General features: G+C 59.0%; 18 protein-coding genes and 1 pseudogene. 10 read left to right on the forward strand and 9 right to left on the reverse strand.

Going from position 1 to position 18759, the window contains the following annotated elements; translation table 11 throughout:
- Positions 1-52: 52 nt before the first annotated feature.
- A complete protein-coding gene (locus ACIOMO_RS06235; protein WP_282358428.1) occupies positions 53-499 on the reverse strand; it encodes an NUDIX hydrolase in 447 nt (148 codons plus the stop codon).
- Positions 500-980: 481 nt separating this feature from the next.
- Here ACIOMO_RS06235 and ACIOMO_RS06240 point away from each other — a divergent pair, with 481 nt between their 5' ends.
- Positions 981-1409 (forward strand): nuclear transport factor 2 family protein, encoded by a 429-nt coding sequence (locus ACIOMO_RS06240; RefSeq protein WP_053119294.1) that lies wholly within the window; start codon positions 981-983, stop codon positions 1407-1409.
- Positions 1410-1623: 214 nt separating this feature from the next.
- On the opposite strand, the gene mqo is transcribed toward ACIOMO_RS06240, so the two are convergent.
- From mqo to ACIOMO_RS06255, 3 genes and pseudogenes are all read right to left on the reverse strand, one after another.
- Positions 1624-3270, reverse strand: coding sequence for a malate dehydrogenase (quinone) (gene mqo / locus ACIOMO_RS06245; RefSeq protein ID WP_053119292.1), 1647 nt, complete (start codon positions 3268-3270; stop codon positions 1624-1626).
- 508 nt (positions 3271-3778) lie between these two features.
- Complete coding sequence (locus ACIOMO_RS06250) at positions 3779-4642, reverse strand: methyl-accepting chemotaxis protein (RefSeq protein WP_400647800.1); 864 nt, start codon at positions 4640-4642, stop codon at positions 3779-3781.
- Positions 4637-5542 (reverse strand): annotated as a pseudogene (locus ACIOMO_RS06255) (HAMP domain-containing protein); the annotation flags it as partial. The pseudogene ACIOMO_RS06255 and the gene ACIOMO_RS06250, both read right to left, overlap by 6 nt.
- Before the next feature lie 97 nt (positions 5543-5639).
- Here ACIOMO_RS06255 and sodC point away from each other — a divergent pair.
- From sodC to ACIOMO_RS06270, 3 genes are all read left to right on the forward strand, one after another.
- Positions 5640-6161 carry a superoxide dismutase family protein gene (gene sodC, locus ACIOMO_RS06260; protein ID WP_159812454.1) on the forward strand — a complete coding sequence of 174 codons (522 nt, stop codon included), beginning with the start codon at positions 5640-5642 and terminating at the stop codon, positions 6159-6161.
- A 143-nt stretch (positions 6162-6304) separates the two neighbouring features.
- On the forward strand, positions 6305-6619 hold the full coding sequence (locus ACIOMO_RS06265) for a DUF2388 domain-containing protein (RefSeq protein WP_053119287.1): 315 nt from the start codon (positions 6305-6307) through the stop codon (positions 6617-6619).
- 80 nt (positions 6620-6699) lie between these two features.
- Entirely contained in the window at positions 6700-7101 is a 402-nt protein-coding gene (locus ACIOMO_RS06270; RefSeq protein WP_401239055.1) for a hypothetical protein, read from the forward strand.
- On the opposite strand, the gene ligD is transcribed toward ACIOMO_RS06270, so the two are convergent.
- Genes ligD through ACIOMO_RS06285 form a run of 3 tightly spaced genes read right to left on the reverse strand, consistent with a single transcriptional unit; the run spans position 7102 to position 12064 of the window.
- Entirely contained in the window at positions 7102-9705 is a 2604-nt protein-coding gene (gene ligD, locus ACIOMO_RS06275) for a DNA ligase D (protein ID WP_401239058.1), read from the reverse strand. It abuts the gene before it with no gap.
- Positions 9706-9722: 17 nt separating this feature from the next.
- Positions 9723-10676 carry a methyltransferase gene (locus ACIOMO_RS06280; protein WP_401239061.1) on the reverse strand — a complete coding sequence of 318 codons (954 nt, stop codon included), beginning with the start codon at positions 10674-10676 and terminating at the stop codon, positions 9723-9725.
- Between the two features lie 11 nt (positions 10677-10687).
- Entirely contained in the window at positions 10688-12064 is a 1377-nt protein-coding gene (locus ACIOMO_RS06285; protein ID WP_401239064.1) for an iron-containing redox enzyme family protein, read from the reverse strand.
- Positions 12065-12150: 86 nt separating this feature from the next.
- Here ACIOMO_RS06285 and ACIOMO_RS06290 point away from each other — a divergent pair, with 86 nt between their 5' ends.
- Together ACIOMO_RS06290 and ACIOMO_RS06295 are read left to right on the forward strand one after the other, a co-directional pair.
- Complete coding sequence (locus tag ACIOMO_RS06290) at positions 12151-12549, forward strand: hypothetical protein (RefSeq protein ID WP_401239067.1); 399 nt, start codon at positions 12151-12153, stop codon at positions 12547-12549.
- Complete coding sequence (locus tag ACIOMO_RS06295; RefSeq protein ID WP_401239070.1) at positions 12519-12977, forward strand: REP-associated tyrosine transposase; 459 nt, start codon at positions 12519-12521, stop codon at positions 12975-12977. Before ACIOMO_RS06290 ends, ACIOMO_RS06295 begins: the two co-directional genes overlap by 31 nt.
- Before the next feature lie 98 nt (positions 12978-13075).
- Here ACIOMO_RS06295 and ACIOMO_RS06300 read toward each other — a convergent pair whose 3' ends face one another.
- On the reverse strand, positions 13076-13855 hold the full coding sequence (locus ACIOMO_RS06300) for a tellurite resistance TerB family protein (RefSeq protein WP_401239073.1): 780 nt from the start codon (positions 13853-13855) through the stop codon (positions 13076-13078).
- 260 nt (positions 13856-14115) lie between these two features.
- On the opposite strand from ACIOMO_RS06300, the gene pcsA reads away from it, so the two are divergent.
- A complete protein-coding gene (pcsA, locus tag ACIOMO_RS06305) occupies positions 14116-14838 on the forward strand; it encodes a phosphatidylcholine synthase (protein WP_401239076.1) in 723 nt (240 codons plus the stop codon).
- 117 nt (positions 14839-14955) lie between these two features.
- Here the strand turns inward: pcsA and ACIOMO_RS06310 are convergent, their stop codons facing one another.
- On the reverse strand, positions 14956-15768 hold the full coding sequence (locus ACIOMO_RS06310) for a class I SAM-dependent methyltransferase (protein ID WP_401239079.1): 813 nt from the start codon (positions 15766-15768) through the stop codon (positions 14956-14958).
- A 240-nt stretch (positions 15769-16008) separates the two neighbouring features.
- On the opposite strand from ACIOMO_RS06310, the gene ACIOMO_RS06315 reads away from it, so the two are divergent.
- The 3 genes from ACIOMO_RS06315 to ACIOMO_RS06325 all read left to right on the forward strand — a co-directional run bounded on the left by ACIOMO_RS06315 (position 16009) and on the right by ACIOMO_RS06325 (position 18669).
- On the forward strand, positions 16009-16470 hold the full coding sequence (locus ACIOMO_RS06315) for a GNAT family N-acetyltransferase (RefSeq protein WP_400750923.1): 462 nt from the start codon (positions 16009-16011) through the stop codon (positions 16468-16470).
- Between the two features lie 249 nt (positions 16471-16719).
- Entirely contained in the window at positions 16720-17766 is a 1047-nt protein-coding gene (locus tag ACIOMO_RS06320; RefSeq protein WP_401239082.1) for a class I SAM-dependent methyltransferase, read from the forward strand.
- A 60-nt stretch (positions 17767-17826) separates the two neighbouring features.
- Positions 17827-18669, forward strand: a complete 843-nt coding sequence (locus tag ACIOMO_RS06325; protein WP_401239085.1) for an NAD-dependent protein deacetylase — start codon at positions 17827-17829, stop codon at positions 18667-18669.
- Positions 18670-18759: the final 90 nt, after the last annotated feature.

Raw genomic sequence — 18759 nt, forward strand, 5'->3', positions numbered from 1 at the left:
ACGCATGGCGGAGGTTCCCGAAAGTCGGAGCTTCAGGGGATTCTAATACCGGTTACTTGAGCGATTGGTTTTTCTTCAACAGTTCAAGCAAACCTTTGGGCACTAACGGAGATTGTTCGTTGAAGCTCGAGCTGTCATGCCAACTCGCAGTGAACGGTGCGCCGTTACTTTCATGCCCTTGAATATGGGGTTGTTCGTAGAGTGCGGCATCGTCAAATGAGGCATCGTAGACCTGAACGATCTCGTGCCCAGGCTTGCCGTTGTAAACGAAGAGGCTTTCCAGCGTGCCAATCAGGCGCAAGTCATGGATCGACTGCGTCAATTCTTCCTGCACCTCACGCACGATCGCTTCGGCGCTGGTTTCACCGAATTCGATGCCACCGCCGACGGGACGGAAAAGGGTTTGTTGCTGGATCGGGTCGTAAAAACTGTTTACCAGAATTCGACCATTGCGATGAAATACGCAGAGTGCGAGGGCACGGATACGCGGTTCGGCCATGAGGGGTGACGTCCATTTGCGGGGGGAAAAGCGCGGCATTAAATCACGATTCGCGCCGTATTCCCCTAGGCATCACCCATCAACTCTTGACGCGTTTCAAACCGGAGAAATTGTCGCGAGCACGCCGATCAGAATGGTCAGTGTCAGAAATCCACCCAGGAAAATCGCCATCTTGAACATAGAGCTCTCCTCAATGCAGGGTTTGCGGTGCACTGGACGCTTCGGAATGAAGGACTGCCGTGAGTGACCGCACTGCCGGGGTATTTTGAGCCGGTGACTGAACCGGTTACAGAGGCAGATAGAATCGAAAAAAGCGTATCAGATGACATCTGATCTGTAGGAGCTGCCGAAGGCTGCGATCTTTTGATCTGGATCCTTGAACATCAAGATCAAAAGATCGCAGCCTCGTTTCACTCGACAGCTCCTACAGGCTAGAGTGACTGCGGTCGTGCAAAAACAATAAAAACTCTGGGGTAAATCCATGTCCGAATTGAACCTGCAGCCCAACGTTGCCGAATCGCTGAAACGCTGGCACGAGATGATCCGCACCGGCAACTTGAGCGCCCTGCCCGAGTTGCTTGACGCCAAAGCCGTATTCCGCTCACCGATGGCGCACACGCCCTACCCTGGCGCGCCGGTGGTGTCGATGATCCTCAATACGGTGTTCGAGGTGTTTCAAGACTTTGAATATCACCGTGAGCTGGCGACGGCGGATGGTTTGAATGTAATTCTGGAATTCAGCGCCAAGGTCGGAACGAAGGAACTGAAAGGCATCGACATGATTCGCTTTGATGAGCAGGGCAAGATTGTCGAGTTTGAAGTGATGGTGCGGCCGTTGAGCGGGTTGCAGGCGTTGGGTGAGGAAATGGGGCGGCGGCTTGGCGCTTATCTGGCCTCCGCGAAACCCTGACATCTGAACATCTGAACGTCTTAACGTCTTAACACCGAAACAATTCTGTAGGAGCTGCCGAAGGCTGCGATCTTTTGATTCTAAAACAAGATCAAAAGATCGCAGCCTTCGGCAGCTCCTACAGGGAATACAGGGAATACAGAGGGATATCGAGGGATAAAAAAAGCCCACTGACCGTCGCCGGTGCAGTGGGCTTTGTGTGTCAGGGGTCTAATTACAGAGCCATGTCACGTGCAGCGTTTTCCTTCGGTGCTTCAGCTTTTTCAGCCGCAGGCGCAGCCGGAGCAGCAGCCTGACCGATCACTGGAGGTGTCGGCAGTTCGAGGATCTTGGCGGTGTAAGCCCACTCTTCGGCCACTTTCGCTGGATCGCTATTCAGTTGAGTGCCGTAGCTTGGCACGATCTGGTGCAGCTTGGTTTGCCACTCTGGGCTAGCCACTTTGTCTTTGAAGACTTTCTGCAACACGCTCAGCATGATCGGTGCAGCGGTCGACGCGCCTGGCGATGCGCCCAGCAGGCCGGCGATGGAGCCGTCTTGTGCAGCAACGATTTCGGTGCCCAGTTTCAGCACGCCGCCAGCGGCTTCATCACGCTTGATGATTTGCACGCGTTGGCCGGCTTGCCACAGGCGCCAGTCTTCGGCTTTGGCGTTCGGGAAGTATTCCTTCAGCGCGTTCAGACGGTCTTCATCCGACAGCATCAGTTGGCCAGCGAGGTACTCGACCAGCGGGTATTCCTTGATGCCGACCTTGGTCATCGGCCAGATGTTGTGGGTGGTGGTGCTGGTCAGCAGATCCAGGTACGAGCCTTCTTTGAGGAACTTGGTGCTGAAGGTCGCGAATGGGCCAAACAGGATGACGCGCTTGCCGTCCAGAACACGGGTGTCCAGGTGTGGAACCGACATCGGTGGCGCGCCAACCGAAGCTTTACCGTAGGCCTTGGCCAGGTGCTGTTCAGCGATGGTCGGGTTATCGGTCACCAGGAACGAGCCGCCTACCGGGAAGCCTGCGTATTCCTTGGCTTCAGGAATGCCCGACTTCTGCAGCAGGTGCAGTGCACCGCCGCCCGCGCCGATGAACACGAACTTGGCGTCGGTTTCGGTTTTGCTGCCGTCTTTCAGGTTTTTGTAGCTGACGCGCCAAGTGCCATCGGCATTCTTGGTGATGTCCTGCACTTCGCTCGACAGTTTCAGATCGAAGTTAGGCTTGGTTTGCAGGTGGGCAGCGAACTGGCGGGTGATTTCGCCGAAGTTCATGTCGGTACCCAGCGGGCTCCAGGTGGCCGCGATTTTCTGGTTCGGGTCACGCCCTTCCATCATCAGCGGAACCCACTTCTTGATCACAGCCGGGTCTTCGGAGTACTGCATACCAGCGAACAGCGGGCTCGCTTGCAGGGCTTCGTAGCGCTTTTTCAGGAACTTGATGTTGTCATCACCCCACACGAAGCTCATGTGCGGCGTGGTGTTGATGAACGAGCGAGGGTTCTTCAGAACGCCTTGCTGAACCTGCCAGGCCCAGAACTGACGGGACACCTGGAACGCTTCGTTGATCTCGACAGCTTTCGGGATCGTTACGTTGCCTTTGTCATCTTCCGGGGTGTAGTTCAGCTCAGCCAGAGCCGAGTGACCGGTACCGGCGTTGTTCCAGCCGTTAGAGCTTTCGAGGGCGACGCCGTCGAGGCGCTCGACCATTTCCATCGACCAGCTTGGCTCCAGCTCATTGATCCACACACCCAGGGTGGTGCTCATGATGCCGCCGCCGATCAACAGCACGTCGACTTTCTTTGCTTCTTCAGCATTGGCGGACGACATCCCCATCGCCAAAGCCAGCCCCAGCAGAGCTGTGTTCACTTTCTTAAACATCCGTAGCACCTATGATAAAACGCCTTCCGCCCGTCGCTGTTATCAGCATGCGATCCGCTTTGGTGACGCTCAGGCTGGCGTCGCAGATTCCGGCACACTGCAATTTTGACGGGTGGGCACACAAGGCCGACGTACCGCATCGACCTCAGTTAATGTCCCTTCTGAACTGGTTTCTTATCATTATTGGCATCAGCTACTTGAGCGACAGGGATTCCGTCGGCTCGCCACGCGGCAAGCAGACTGAATTAGGTCAAACCAAGTTGGCGCGAAGAATATCACGTCAGGACAAACCCGCGCGTCTGTTCCCGACTTGATAGTCCTTTTGCGTTCAGGGACTTATCGGCAGATGGGGGGTGAACATGAACTTTGGGGCAGGGATTGAAGTAGGGGGTGATTAAGCTGGCCTCTTCGCGAGCAAGCTCTGCTCCTACGAAAAGCGGGTATCAACGATCCCCGTAGGAGCAAAGCTTGCTCGCGAAAGCGGCCGCTCAATCACTGCAAAACTCTGTTACAACCGAAACCGATCCACCGACTGCGCCAACTGCCCCGCCAGACTCGACAGCTCATCCGTAGTCGTCGCCGTCTGCCCGATCACCCGGCTATTGCCCTCGGACATCCCCGCAATCATCTCGACCTGATGAGCAATCTCGTTACTGGCCAAGCTCTGTTCACCAATCGTGCGGGTAATGTCATTGACCAACTGCGTGGTACTCAACGTCGCCTCCAGAATCTCGCGGATCGCCCTCTCCACCTCTGCCGTCACCGCCATGCCCTTGTCGACCTGCGCCACACCCGCTTCCATGCTGCTCACCGCCTCGCGGGTGCTGTGCTGAATGCGCGCGACCATCGCAGCAATTTCCTGGGTCGAGGCACTGGTGCGTGCCGCCAGACTGCGCACTTCATCCGCCACCACGGCAAAACCACGACCCTGTTCGCCCGCCCGCGCCGCTTCGATCGCAGCGTTAAGCGCCAGTAAATTGGTCTGGTCGGCGATGCTTTTGATCACTTGGATAATGTTGAAAATGCCTTCGGATTCCTGATCCAGCGTGCGGATCACTTGCGCCGACTGTTGCGCCGAACGAGCAATGTCGTCCATATCGCTGACCACTTGATGAATCACCCCGCCGCCCTCCTTCGCCAGGTTTTCTGCCTGATTGGCCATGCTCAGGGCGCGTTCGGCGTGGCGAGTGATTTCCTCGATACTCGCGGTCATCTGGCTGGCAGCAGCGGCCATGGTGCTGGCGGCGACGCTTTGTTGCTGGCTGCTGTCGGCGACTTGATGGCAGCCGTGGCTGAGTTGCTCGCTCATGCCGCTGACGCCGTGGGCGTTGCTACGCACCACGTCGATCATGTTGCGCAAATCGCGTTGCATGGTCGCCAGCGTGCGAATCAAAGCGCTCGCTTCGTCCTTGCCGGACGGCTCGGTGATCGGTTCACTGAGGTTGCCGTGGGCGATGCTTTCGGCGATGCGGCTGGCGGTTTTCAACGGCCCGAGAATGCTGCGGATCACCCAGCGTCCCTCAACCAAAAGCAGCAACAGCCCCGCCAGTAAGACCACGCCGAGGGCAATATTGGCATTGCGGATCGCGGCTTCGGTGCCAGCGCTGGTCTCACGGGTATTGGCTTCAATCAATTCACTCAACGCGGCCATCTGCGTTTCCAGCTGGCTGAACGCCGAATTGAACGTGCCCAGTTCCTGCTGCGCAGCGTCCGGGTTATCCAGCGCCAGGCCGACAATGCGTTCCCCGGCATTGATGTAAGTTTCAAGGCTCGGTTTGATCTGCTCCAGCGCCGATCGCAACGTCGGGTTGATCGGCAGTTTCAGGTTTTCTTCCAGCACTTCACGAAAATGCCGCGCATGCTCCTCGATCGAACTGCGTGCCTCGGCCGCCGTGCTGGTGCTTTTGCCCAGCCCCACCAACATTGCCGAATAGACGTCGGCACGCAGGGCGTCGTGCATCATGTCCGCTTCCATGTGGTTGCGCAGCGCGCTCATGCTCACCGCGTTGTCGCTCACCGCCGAGGCCATGTGCAGGTTACCGACGTAACTGACCAGACTCACGAGCAATGCCGTCAGCAGACTGGTAACAATCAGCAACACTAAACGCAGTTTGATTGACACCGTGGGTTTCTCCTTGGGGGACGCCGGTAAAGGCCTGTCAGTCCTAGAGTTAAGCCTATTTGTGCCGGTCTGCCGCGCCAGAGCGTGTCGGCAGATGTCTGCGCGCAGGTCAACGGCGATAAAACTTTCAGTTTGAGCGGCAAGTCTCACTTTTCAACGCACGCGGACATGGCCTTCATCGCCGGTTAATGCCGGCAGGCTATTGAGTCCGTCGTTCTGAAAACTCATGCAGCACAAGGAAACGCCTATGAAACGCGCACTGTGGTTAGGCCTGCTCGGCACCTTCGCAATCGGCACTGCTCAGGCAGCGACGGAAAAAGTCGCGATCAATCTGGTCAGCGCCGACGGTGCACCGCAGGCAATCGGCTCGATTACTGTCAGTGAGACGCCGTATGGCCTGTTGTTTACCCCTGATCTGAAATCCCTGCCGGCCGGCGTGCACGGTTTTCACGTGCACGAAAACGGCAGTTGCGAGCCGGGCATGAAGGACGGCGTCAAAGGCGCGGCACTGGCAGCTGGCGGGCACTTCGATCCGCAGAAAACCGGCAAGCACCTCGGCCCATACGCAGACGGCCATCTCGGTGACCTGCCGGCGGTGTACGTGACCGCTGACGGTATCGCCAACTACCCGGTGCTGGCGCCGCGCCTGAAGAAAATCTCCGAGATCAAAGGCCACGCGCTGATGATTCATGCCGGTGGCGACAACCATTCCGACATGCCAAAACCTCTGGGTGGTGGCGGTGATCGCATGGCCTGTGGCGTGATTTGATAGAACTCGCGTCAAGACCGGGCACCCGCTATGGGGTGCCCGCGTCTGCAGAATTAACGCCTCACGGAACTCCCGCCCTCCGCGCACCTCTCACATTATGCAGTCCTTCCCTTTTTGCTTAGCGCTTGTGGAGGAACCCCGTCATGCGCAAGTTATTGCTCGTTTCTTCTTTACTCTTATGCCTGCCCGTCGGCTCCGCTATGGCCAAGGTCGACGCTGGGGATGTGGCCACTTCGGCCGGCGTTTCCGCTTCGCTGTACTCGACCTTCAAGGATCACAAAATGGTGATCCCGGCGCGTGACGACTTGTCTGCCTTTGTCGCCAGCGGCGGAGCCATTCGCGGGGTTTATCTTGAGTCGGTGTTGCAACAGGTTCGTCAGGAAAATCCCGGCATCAACGCCAGCGATGAAGACCTCGCCAACGCGATTCTGGTGCATTACGAAGGCCTGAATCAGTAACCGGCACGGAGCAAGCAGCCGATGGATGGCCGCTGAAGGCGCATAGGCAAAACTGTCCGACGGCCTCTATGATGGAGGCCATGACGACGACTGCGCCTTTGCGCTCCCCCTGCCCACCCGGCGCCTGCGATTGCGGGCGCGACCCGTTGCTGGACACACCCGGCGCGGATTTGCGTATCCTGCGCCTGACCCGCGAGGAAGAAAAAGTCCTGCTCGCGCGCCTCGAAAAACTGAAAAACCTCGACGACCTCCGGCACCTGCAAAAACGCATGTTCGAGCAGTTGGGCATTCGCGTCGACATCTCACCGGGGTTTCACGAAGTGCGCACCATGCTCGGCATCGAGATCGAAATCGACGCGCTGCCAGGTCTGTGCCGCAAGACGCGCAAGTCGATTCCAACGGCGATTCGACGGGGCCTGAACAACAACCCCGAAATCGCTTTTGAATTGCTTAACGCCCACGACTTGCTGCGCGACAGCTGATCACTTTTTCATGCCGACTCGTTTGCGCATCTCGGCGGTGATGCTCTGCCGGGTTTTCTTCATGTCAGCCCAAGGCTCATCGCCAACCTCGGCCAACCGTTCGTGGACGTTATGCACGTTCCATTGGTTGCCGCCCTTGATCTCACCGACCTCTTCGCGAAACAGCGGTACCGACACCGGCAGCCCTTCGCGCGTACGCGCCGAGTAAGTGCAGATGGTGGTGGCGCCGAGGCCGTTGCGCAGGTAATCGATGAAGATCCGCCCGACACGGTTTTTCGGGCCGGACACCGCCGAAAATCGATCCGGCAACAGCTTGGCCATATGGCTGACGATCGCGTGGCTGAAATCCTTCACTTCATCCCAGCCGAGCTTGCGGGTGATCGGCACCACCAAGTGAATACCCTTGCCGCCACTGGTTTTCAGAAACGCTTTCAAGCCCAGTTCATCGAGCACGGTCAAGGTCAGCGCGGTGGCTTCGACCATGCTCTTCCACGGCAGCGCCGGATCAGGGTCGAGGTCGAGCACGAAGCGATCGGGTTTATCCAGATCCACCGTGGTTGCGTTCCAGGTGTGCAACTCGACGGTGCTCATCTGCACCGCGCCGATCAGCGCTTCGGCATTGTTGATCAGCATCACCGGTTGACCGGTGACGTCTTTGTCCAGCGTGCTGATGCCGGGGATCGCCAAGCGCTCGGCGTTCTTCTGAAAAAACAGTTCACCCGCAATGCCATCCGGCGCACGCACCAGCGCCACCGGGCGATCCTTGAGTTGCGGCAGAATCCATTCGGCAACGCTGGCGTAGTACTCGGCCAGTTGCATTTTGGTCGTGCCGCTGACCGCGTCGATCACCCGATCCGGGTGGGTGATGCGAACCTTGCCGTTGGCCAGACCGAGTTGCGACGGCGCAGTCTCAGCCTTTTCCGCGGGCACTTTTTTCGCCGTTTTTTTCGCAGGGCTTTTCGCTGCGGATTTCGTCTCTGAAGTCTTCACCGGTTTCGCTCGCTCCTCAGTGATGTCCTTGGCCGGTTTGTCATCGCGCAAACCATGGAACACGGCGTGGCGCACCGAGCCGTCCTTGGTCATTTCAGCGAAGGCAATTTCGGCCAACAATTTCGGCTTGAGCCAGTGCACGCCTTTGGCCTCGAAACCGCTCGGCGGATTGACCACGGCAGCCTTCTTCACCTGCAACGGTTTCAGCTGGGCCAGAATGCTTTTCAGCGTCGCTTCGTTGAAGCCCGTGCCAACCTTGCCGGCGTAGCGCAACTCGCCGCTGTCACGATCATGCAGACCGAGCAGCAAGGCACCGAAGGCACTGCGCGAACCTTTCGGTTCGGTGTAGCCGACGACGACAAATTCCTGCCGATGCTTGCACTTCAGTTTGATCCAGTCGCCGCTGCGTCGCGACACGTAAGGCGAGCCGAGGCGTTTGCCGATCAGGCCTTCCATCTGCATCTGACAAGCGCTGTTGAGCAACGCATCCGGGGTTTCGTCGAAGGCTTCGGAATAGCGCAGCAGCGGATTTTTCTGCGCGCCGAGGATCGTCGCTAGCGCGGCACGGCGCTCTTCAACCGGCACCTCACGCAAGTCGACGCCGTTGAGATACGGCAGATCAAACAGGTAGTAGAGAATGTTGCCGCTGCGCCCGGCTTCAAAAGCATTTTGCAGCGCCTGAAAATCCGGCACACCATGTTCGTTGGCGACGACCATTTCGCCGTCCAGCCAAGCCGATTCCAGACCCAGCGCGGCCAAGGCTTCGGCCTGTTGCGGCAACTTGTGCGTCCAATCGTGGCCGTTGCGGGTGAACAGTTGCACCTGGTCGTGATCGATCCGCGCCATGATCCGGTAGCCATCGAATTTGATTTCGTAGCTCCACTGCCCTTCAGGCGCGCTATCGACCAGTGTGGCCAATTCGGGTTTGAGCTGCGCCGGCAGCTTGGCTTTGTGCGCGCCTGTCAGCGTGCCGGTGGCTTTTTTGCGCGATTTCGCGGCGGGTTTCTTCACCGGTCTGCTTTGTTCGGCGGCGAGTTTCGGTTTGTCGACAAGGGTGCGCTCGCTCAACACGCTGTCCGGCTCAGCGACTAGCACGTCGTAATCATCCTGAGGCCGCGCCGCACCGTCCTGATGCTTGATAAGGAACCACTGCTCCTTTTTCCCCGGCATGTGCGTGCGCACCAGATTCCAGATCCCGCCGAGTTTCTCGCCTTGCAGTTCGAATTTGAGCTTGCCTTTGGCGTAGGCCTGTTGCGGATCCTCCTGCGGAATCCACACGCCGCGATCCCAGACAATCACATCCCCCGCGCCGTAATGCCCTTCGGGAATGCTGCCCTCGAAGGTCGCGTAATCCAGCGGGTGATCTTCAACGTGCACCGCCAGGCGCTTGACCTTGGGATCCAGCGACGGCCCCTTCGGCACTGCCCAACTCTTCAGCGCGCCGTCGAGTTCCAGGCGAAAGTCATAATGCAGGTGCGAAGCGTCGTGCTTCTGGATGCAGAACTGCAAGGCGTGTTCGGCGGCGGTTTTGCGGCCCGAGCGTTTGACTGCCGCCGGCTCCGAGGTCGCCGAGAAATCGCGCATGCGGTTGTAGTCGTCGAGGTTCCTGTTCATCGTGCACCTGCCTGATTTCAGCCCATTCGGGTGACGGTCAGCGCCACCACGGCGATTCGGTCAACCCGTTGATATCCGGGGTTCAGCAGCTCTTCGCCAAAGACATCCGGATCGATTTCACGGTACGTCCAGGCGAAGCGTTTTTCATCGAGTCGCGGCAGCACCGTGTCGAGGAATGGATCACGGCCATCGACCATCGCCACGCCGGTGTAGAGCAAAAGCGAACCGCCGGGGGCCAGCCTATTCAGCGCCTGCTCGACGATGCGCAGCGACAGTCCCGCGCCGAGTGTTCCGCCACCGTGGCGATAGGCGCGCTCCGCCGGATCGGCCATGTACGGCGGATTGGCGACGATCAGATCGAACTCGCCCTCTACGCCTTGCAACAGATCACTGGCGTGAACTTCAACGTTGGCGACTTCCGCCAGCGCCGCGTTAATTGCAGTCAGGCGCAGCGCGGCGGGGTTGATGTCCAGCGCCAGGACTTGCGCCTCGCGACGGGCTCGGGCGATCACGATCGCACCGACGCCCGCGCCACAACCGATGTCGACCGCGCGATGGATTGGGGCGAAGTTCTGTTGCAGATGAGCGTGGATCATCTGGGCGAAACGGTAGGTGTCGGGGCCGAAGAACACCGAGTCCGCCGCGTCGGTCGGGAACGCCGAATGCACGAACAACAGATCATCCAGGCTCGACCAGCGCACGCGACTTTTCAGTTGGCCTTCGTAGGTGTCGATGACTTGCGCCTCCTGTAACTGGCGCTGTTCGTCGGCGGAGAGCAAACCGGGCTCGAACGGCCGCGACCAGCCAAACACATCACGCAGGCTGTCAGCCATTTGCCCTTCGTCGCGCTGATTAACGCGCTGATGCGTCAGCGGCGTCGGGGTGATGAAACGGTAGCCATCGGCCTGAAGGCGCCGGCCCAGTTGCAGCAGCGCCAGATCATGGCTGCTGAATTGTTCTTCCTGACTCATTGAAGATTTCCTTACGGCTGGCGTGATTTGAGTTCGATGAATCGTCGGGTGGCGAGCAACCCGGCCGGGTGTGCATGGCGATCCGGGGCGAGCCACGGAATCAGCGTCGCGATTTGCGTGAGACCGTCCTGACCTTGCAACGCCGCGTTCAGTTGCTGCACATCGGGATCCTGCTCGGGCACCGCGATCGATGCCGCCGTTTGAGGCCGACGCCGAGCGACTTTCGGCTTTTCCGAAGATTTCCAATCGCCGGCAATCCAGTCATGCACCAGTTGTTTTTCATAGGCGTTGAACACGCCGAACATCGCCGCACCATCGCCCGCGATCAGTTGCCAAAAGCGGCTGTTCTGCGGGTCTTCGTTGCGTTTGATCCAGCCTTTGTCCTGCAGCGCTTGCATGAAGCCGGGCAATTGCTCAGGTGTCGACAGCCATTGATTGACGGTCTGGCCTTCAAAGCGGCAGTAGTCGGAATGCATGTGCTGGCCGAACGGCCGCTTGCGCTCAAGCATCGCCAACAATTCACGCTCAAGGTCGAAGCCTTCGATGATCGCGCGACTGCCCTGCCCCAGATCATTAAGGCGATAACCGAGCGATACACGACGCAGAAAGTCGGCGCGATCAGCCTCCAGTGGCAACAGGTCGAGCACCGCCTGCACGGCTTTTTGCGCATGGCCGGTGCTGGCGTTGTCGATGGTCACGTGCAAAGTGAAATAGTAGGGATCGATGCCCAGCTCGCTGAGTTCGTAACTAGTGATCAGCAGGTGCAATGGCAGCTGCTCGTAACCTAGGTTGTAGCCGATCACCTCTGGCAAGCAATCGACACCGGCAATGCCAAGCGCCAGTTGCAACGCGCCTTGCAGATAGTGTTCATCGGCGATCGCGGCGCTGTCCTGCAAGTCGTGTTCGGCAAGGAGTTTGCGGTAGATCACCACATGGTTTTGCGCGGGGTTGCCGTCGCCGAGTTCTTCCAGATAGGTGGTGAGCAAACCGGCGAAACGCGGATCCTGCCACTGCGCCAGCAAGCCATACAACCAGGCGCCGTCGACCAGTTTGGTCGGCGCCACTGCTTGCAGAAAGTACAGCGCCTGCGCCTTGCAGGTGAAAAATTGCCGAGCCCCGCCGGCTTTACGTTGTTGCAGATATTCGGCGTATTGCTGCGCGACATCGGTGCAATGTTCGGCCACCCAGGTGTGCCACGTCGTCGGGTCTTGCGGCAGGGTATCCGGGAGTTGCCCGGCGTTTTGCAGTTGCTCGTGCAGGAATGACTGCGCCAACGCCTGCGGATTTTCATCCTTGAGCAACGCGTCATAAATGCAGCGGATATTCCCGGCAGGATTGATCGCCTGCGGCTGGGCAGGCGTGGAATGCAGGGGTGTCAGGACGGTCATGGCAGTTTTCTCGGTCGATTGGCAGGACGCTGTTCACGCGCCTCTACAGCAGCAGAGGCGTCGCGCCTGCGAAAAATTCAATCGACGTGAAAATTGCCCGGACGGACGGCCCTTTCGAAGCGTTTGCAGCCAATGAATCTCCTGCGACACCTGAAACTGCTGAAACTGCTGAAATCGCTGAAATCGCTGAAATCGCTGAAATTGCCGAAATTGCCGAAATTGCCGAAATTGCCGAAATTGCCGAAATTATCTGTAGGAGCTGCCGAAGGCTGCGATCTTTTGATGTTGATTTTTTAGGATCAAAAGATCGCAGCCTTCGGCAGCTCCTACATAGGCAAACATCGTATTACGGGATTAGATCTTGTAATGGGGTTACATCGTGCAACGGGTTGGATTCGCGTTTGGGCGAGGGATGGCTAGGTTTCAAAGACGATGATTTTTGGAGGGCAAAGGAATGCCTGTTGCGGCAAAAGGATGTGGATTGAGGAAGGGGCGGTATTCGGAGTCAGGGCAGGTTTATCTGTTGACGGTGGTGGTTGATCAGCGTCGGCCGGTGTTTGCCGATTTTTCATTCGGACGATTGTTGGTTGAACAATTACGCTTGGCAGAAGAAACAGGATTGGTTCAATCACTAGCATGGGTCGTCATGCCGGATCACTTGCATTGGCTGGTTGACCTGAAACAAGGTTCATTGGCGCAATTGATGTGCCGCGTCAAATCGCGGAGTTGTCGGTCGATCAATCTCAGGCGTGGCAGTCGTGGAAGGTTGTGGCAGCGCGGGTATTACGATCGGGCATTGCGGCGGGATGAGGATTTGAAAGCGGCTGCGCGGTATATCGTGATGAACCCTTTGCGGGCCGGGTTGGTTGCGCGGTTGGGGGGTTATCCGTTGTGGGATGCGGTTTGGGTTTGAAAATCCAGATCAAAAGATCGCAGCCTTCGGCAGCTCCTACAGTGGGTGCATATTTACCCTGTAGGAGCTGCCGAAGGCTGCGATCTTTTGACGTTGCTTCAGGCTTGCCCTTTGGCCTGCTGCTCCAGATGCAGCTGCAAATCCGGATCGATCTGCAACGCTGCTGCCAGTTCATCCAGATAGCTGCGTTCGGCATCCTGCTGGTCATCCACTAGCAACACGCTGGACAGATACATTTCGGCCGCGATGGCGGGGTCGCCGTTCGCCGACTGCGCAACTTCACTGGCGTCCAGCGGTTTGGCGACTTCGGCGTCGAGCCATTGCTGCAATTGTGGATCGTCGGTGTGCTTGCCGATTTCTGCGCTGATCAGGTGTTTTTCCGATTCATCGATGCGCCCGTCAGCCTTGGCCGCTGCGATCAAGGCACGCAGCACTGCGTGGCTGTGTTCTTCGACGTCCGGGCCCGCGAGCAGGTTGGCCGTTTGTGGAATCTGTTGTGGCGCGGTGCTGGCCTGGCTGCGTTGCCAGGCTTGATACGCCTGGTACGCCATCATCCCCAGCGACGCCAGTGCCGCATAATTGGTGCCACCGCCGGAACGACTTTGCGTGCCGCCACCGCCGCCCAGCGCGCCACCCAAGGCGCCGCCCAACCCACCACCGCCAGCCGCACCACCACCGAGCAGTCCACCGAGCAAACCGCCCAGTCCGCCTAGACCACCGGCAGACCCGCCGCCGCTGGCCGCGCCCGAGCCGCCACCAAGCAGACCACCCAGCAAGCCCCCGAGCCCGCCCAGACCGCCACCGGCCGAGGCGTTACTTTGTTGTCCCGCCGAGGCCTGGCCTCGCAGCAGTTGTTCGAGTAAATCAGTGGTGTTCATGGCGTCATCCTCAGACATTGGCAGTGACTGCGTCTGGCAACTCTAGACCCCTGCAGCCATTGCGCCAGCACCGTTTGGCCGACACTCAAGGCCCTCGCCGGTTTGCCCCGGGAATTTTTCCATCGGCCAGCTAAGATTCAAGGGTGGTGAACCTTATCCCGGCCAGACCGGTCGATAGCTGCAACCCCGACCCGGTTTGCCGGCGCCCTTGCCACTCAAGGGTGATACCCGGCTTGCTTCACTTTCTGGAGAACGCCCCCGTGATATCGACCGTACACATCGCCAGGCTCAAAGCATGGGGCGCCCATGGTTTTACCGCGACCGGCGTGGTCACTGCTTTCCTTGCCACCCTCGCCCTGTTGGAAAATCAGCCGACCCATTGCCTGATGTGGCTGGGCGTGGCGCTTATCGTCGACGGCCTCGACGGCGCCCTCGCGCGCAAGGTTAATGTGCAATCGGTGCTGCCGAGTTTCGACGGTTCGATCCTCGATCTGGTGATCGATTACCTGACCTACGTATTTATTCCGGCACTGTTTATCTATCGCTATATTCCGCTGCCGGATTACACCCTGCTGCTGACCGTGTCGCTGATTCTGGTGTCGTCGTTGTTCTGCTTCTGCAACGTCAATATGAAGAGCAAGGACAACTACTTTGTCGGGTTTCCGGCAGCGTGGAATGTGGTTGCGTTGTGTTTGTACATCATCAGCCCTGGGCCTTGGATCACGTTTTTGACGGTGATCGGGCTGGCGCTGTTGACGGTGACTCGGATGAAATTTTTGCATCCATTCCGTGTGCGCCGGTTTATGCCGATCAACATTGCGGTGACGGCGATCTGGCTGCTGTGCAGCTTGTCGCTGGTGCTCAATCACCCGGTGATCAACCCGTTGGTGATGGGGTTGTGGTTGCTGATGTCGGCATACTTTCTGGGGATCTGCATTTGGCGCACGGCGCTGGAATGGTTTGATCGGGCGCATCAGAAGTAGGCCCACCACAATCTCATTGTAGGAGTGAGCCTGCTCGCGATAGCGGTCTGTCAGTGGAACATTTTTCGGCTGACAGACCGCTATCGCGAGCAGGCTCACTCCTACAGGGGATCTCCACTAGCGTTTGCTGATCACCACCTCCAGATACTCACTCGGCACCACCAGCGAACCCTCTCCTGCTCGATTCATACGATTGAGCAAATCCGCCAGATCACTTTCCAGCGCCTGCCCACTCTCCGGCGGCAGCGCGGCGAACGCTTTGTGCACCGGCCCGTACCAATGGCGGAAGATATCGATGAAGTGCGCCGCCGAGCGATAGCGGAAATTGAAATCGCGGCGTGTTACCTGCACGACAAAATCGTGATCATCGAAATGCTCATGCAGCCACGCTTCCGTGCCCCAGTTCGACGGTGGCTGGGCGATCGCCGGGGGCGGCAGATGCCGGCCGAGGGTTTTGAACATCTGGCCGACGAAACCTTCCGGCGTCCAGTTGGCGAGGCCGATCCGGCCGCCACGGCGACAGACCCGACCCAGCTCAGCGGCCGCTTTGTCCTGATCCGGCGCAAACATCACGCCGAACGTCGACAGCACCGCGTCGTAACTCTCATCTTCGAACGGCAGATCCTCAGCGTCAGCGACTTGGAAGGTCACGTCGAGATGTTCGGCGCGCGCCCGATCCTGTCCACGTTCCAGCAGCGCTGCGACGTAATCGGTGGACGTCACCAATGCGCCACGCCGCGCCGCTGCCAGCGTGGCATTGCCGTTGCCGGCCGCGACGTCCAGCACCTCTTCATCGCAACGCAGATCACAGGCTTCGGCGAGATTTTCACCGACGATTTGCAGGGTGGTGCCGATCACGGCGTAGTCGCCACTGGCCCAGGCGACCTTCTGGCGTTCTTTCAAGGCAGTCAGATCAATCGGTGCAGTCATGAATTCGAGCTCCGCTGCGTTCTTGTTATGGACATGGGTAACCGGGCCGGCAGTGACCCCGCTCAATCACTATCGCGCCGCGTCTGCCTGGCGTCCCGGCCAATCGTCCGGCAACCCGTCAAAACCGCTGCTTTGCCGATGAATGGTGGAAATCTGTAAAGCCGCTGCAACAGCCTCGGGATTGCCAGCGGCGGTGGATTGGTTTTTGATGCACGACCGCCTCTGGAACGGACTCGACCGATGTCACTGCAAATCGATTGGCTCGCACATCACATGCAACACAGCGACCGCTATGCCGAATGGATTCATCAGCAATTTCACTACGAATATGCGCATCAACCACTGGCCGATTGGCAGCGTGAATTTGCTCAAGGGCAAAGCAACGGTGAATGGTCGTGCCTGATTGCTCTGGACGGCGAACGGCTGGTCGGCGGCGCGGCGTTGGCCCGCGATGATCTGGCCCATCGGCCGGATCTCGGCCCGTGGCTGGCCTGTGTTTTCGTCAGCCCCGAGGCGCGCGGGCAAGGCTTGGCGGAGCGTTTGATTGACGGGATTTGTCAGGAGGCGAAGGACTGCGGGTTTGCGCGCTTGTACCTGCACACGCAATCCAAGCAGGACTACTACGCCAAACGCGGCTGGCAAGTGATGGAACGCTTCCGCGCGTGGGACAGTGAACACGCGCTGATGGCCCGCGACCTCTAATACACACCCATTCCCCTGTAGGAGCTGACGAGTGAAACGAGGCTGCGATCTTTTGATCTTAAAAATCAGCATCAAAATCAAAAGATCGCAGCCTCGTTTCACTCGACAGCTCCTACACTCATTTATACCCAGTCGAGGGGGCCGCAGGGCGCAGCGAACGCCCTGCCCGAATCCCCGACCACCGCCCGGTGGCGCATGCCTCGACCGTCAACGCCGCCGGACTGTGATCCTGTTTCAGGAGCACACACAATGGACGAGGCCCGACTCAAGGACTTCATGGGCAAACTGGTCAACGACATGGGCGGCGCGGCGATGCTGGCCAATGTCATCGTCGGCGAAGAGCTCGGGTTGTACCGGGCGATGGCCGACAGCCAACCAATCAGCCCCGAAGCCCTCGCCGCAAAAACCACCTGCAACCCGCGTCTGGTGCGCGAATGGCTCAGCGCCCACGCGGCGTCCGGCTACATGGAGCACCTCGACGGCCAATTCCGCTTGCCGGAAGAACAGGCACTGGCGCTGGCCGTGGAAGATTCGCCGGTATACGTCGCCGGCGGACTGGGCGTGGTGGCATCGTTTTTCCACGACAAAGACAAACTGGTCAAAGCCATGCGCGGCAACGGCGCCCTGCCCTGGGGCGATCACCATCCGTGCATGTTCACCGGCACCGAGCGCTTCTTTCGGCCCGGCTATAAAGGCCACTTGATCGCCGAATGGCTGCCGGCGCTGGACGGCGTGGTCGCAAAACTGGAGGCCGGCGCCAAAGTTGCTGATGTCGGCTGCGGACACGGCGCCTCGACGGTGATCATGGCGCAGGCGTTTCCCAATTCACGTTTTGTCGGTTTCGACTATCACGCACCGTCGATTACCGTCGCTACTCAGCGCGCTGAAGAAGGTGGCGTGAGCAGTCGGGCGACGTTTTTTCAGGGCACCGCGAAAAGTTATCCGGGCGATGACTATGACCTGATCTGCTATTTCGACTGCCTGCACGACATGGGCGACCCGGTCGGTGCTGCGCGGCATGCCTACGATTCGTTGAAAGATGACGGCACGGTGCTGCTGGTCGAGCCATTCGCCAACGATACGCTGGACGACAACATCAACCCGGTCGGGCGGTTGTTTTACGCGGCGTCGACGTTTATTTGCACGCCGAATTCGTTGTCGCAGGAGGTGGGTTTGGGTCTCGGTGCGCAGGCTGGGGAATTGCGTTTGCGCAAAGTATTTACCGAGGCAGGATTCAAGCATTTTCGCCGCGCCACACAAACACCGTTCAACCTGATACTGGAGGCGCGTAAATAACCCGGCCAGAAAAGTCAGTGCTAACCTGCATGTCATCCTCCAGCCTTCGGAGCGCTTGCCATGCTCGACAGCCCGACCCGCGAACACCTCGACACGCTGCAACAGGCGATGGCCGATGGCGATTTTCTGGTACTGACCGGCGCCGGCATCAGCACGCCTTCGGGCATCCCCGATTACCGCGACAGCGACGGCGTGCGCCGGGGTCGGCAGCCGATGATGTATCAGGAATTCCTCGCCGCCCCGGAGTCACGCCGCCGCTACTGGGCGCGGGCGATGCTGGGTTGGCCGCGAGTACGCCAGGCGCGGCCGAATCCTGCGCATGAGGCCTTGGCCACGTTGCAGAGCCACGGGCGAATCAGCGGACTGATCACGCAAAACGTCGACACCCTGCACGATCAGGCCGGCAGTCACGATGTCATCGAACTGCACGGCAGCCTGCACCGAGTGTTGTGTCTGGATTGCGCCCAACGCAGCGAGCGCGACGCCATTCAGCAGGTGATGGAAGCGCAGAACCCGTATCTGGCCGGCGTCGATGCGGTGCAGGCACCCGATGGCGATACCCTGCTCGACCCGGCGTTCGAAGCACGCTTTCAATCGCCGCGCTGCCCGCATTGCGACAGCGAACGGCTGAAACCGGATGTGGTGTTTTTCGGCGAAAACGTCGCGGCCCATACGGCGGCACGGGCGATGGCCGCAGCGGAAAGTGCTGCGGGTTTGTTGGTGGTGGGGTCGTCGTTGATGGCGTATTCAGCGTTTCGCTTGTGCCGGGTGATCGCGGATCGGGGTAAACCGTTGATTGCGATTAATCTGGGCAAAACGCGGGCGGATGATTTGCTCGATCTGAAAATCGAAGCGTCTTGCGAACAGGTTTTGCCCCTGCTGACGCAACACCTGACTCCCTGAGCATCCCTATCCCCTGTAGGAGTGAGCCTGCTCGCGATAGCGGTGTGTCAGGCACCCTAGATGCTGACTGTTAAACAGCAATCGCGAGCA

Source organism: Pseudomonas sp. NPDC087804, from assembly GCF_044742965.1.
In the GTDB taxonomy this organism is placed as follows: Bacteria; Pseudomonadota; Gammaproteobacteria; order Pseudomonadales; family Pseudomonadaceae; genus Aquipseudomonas; species Aquipseudomonas rustica.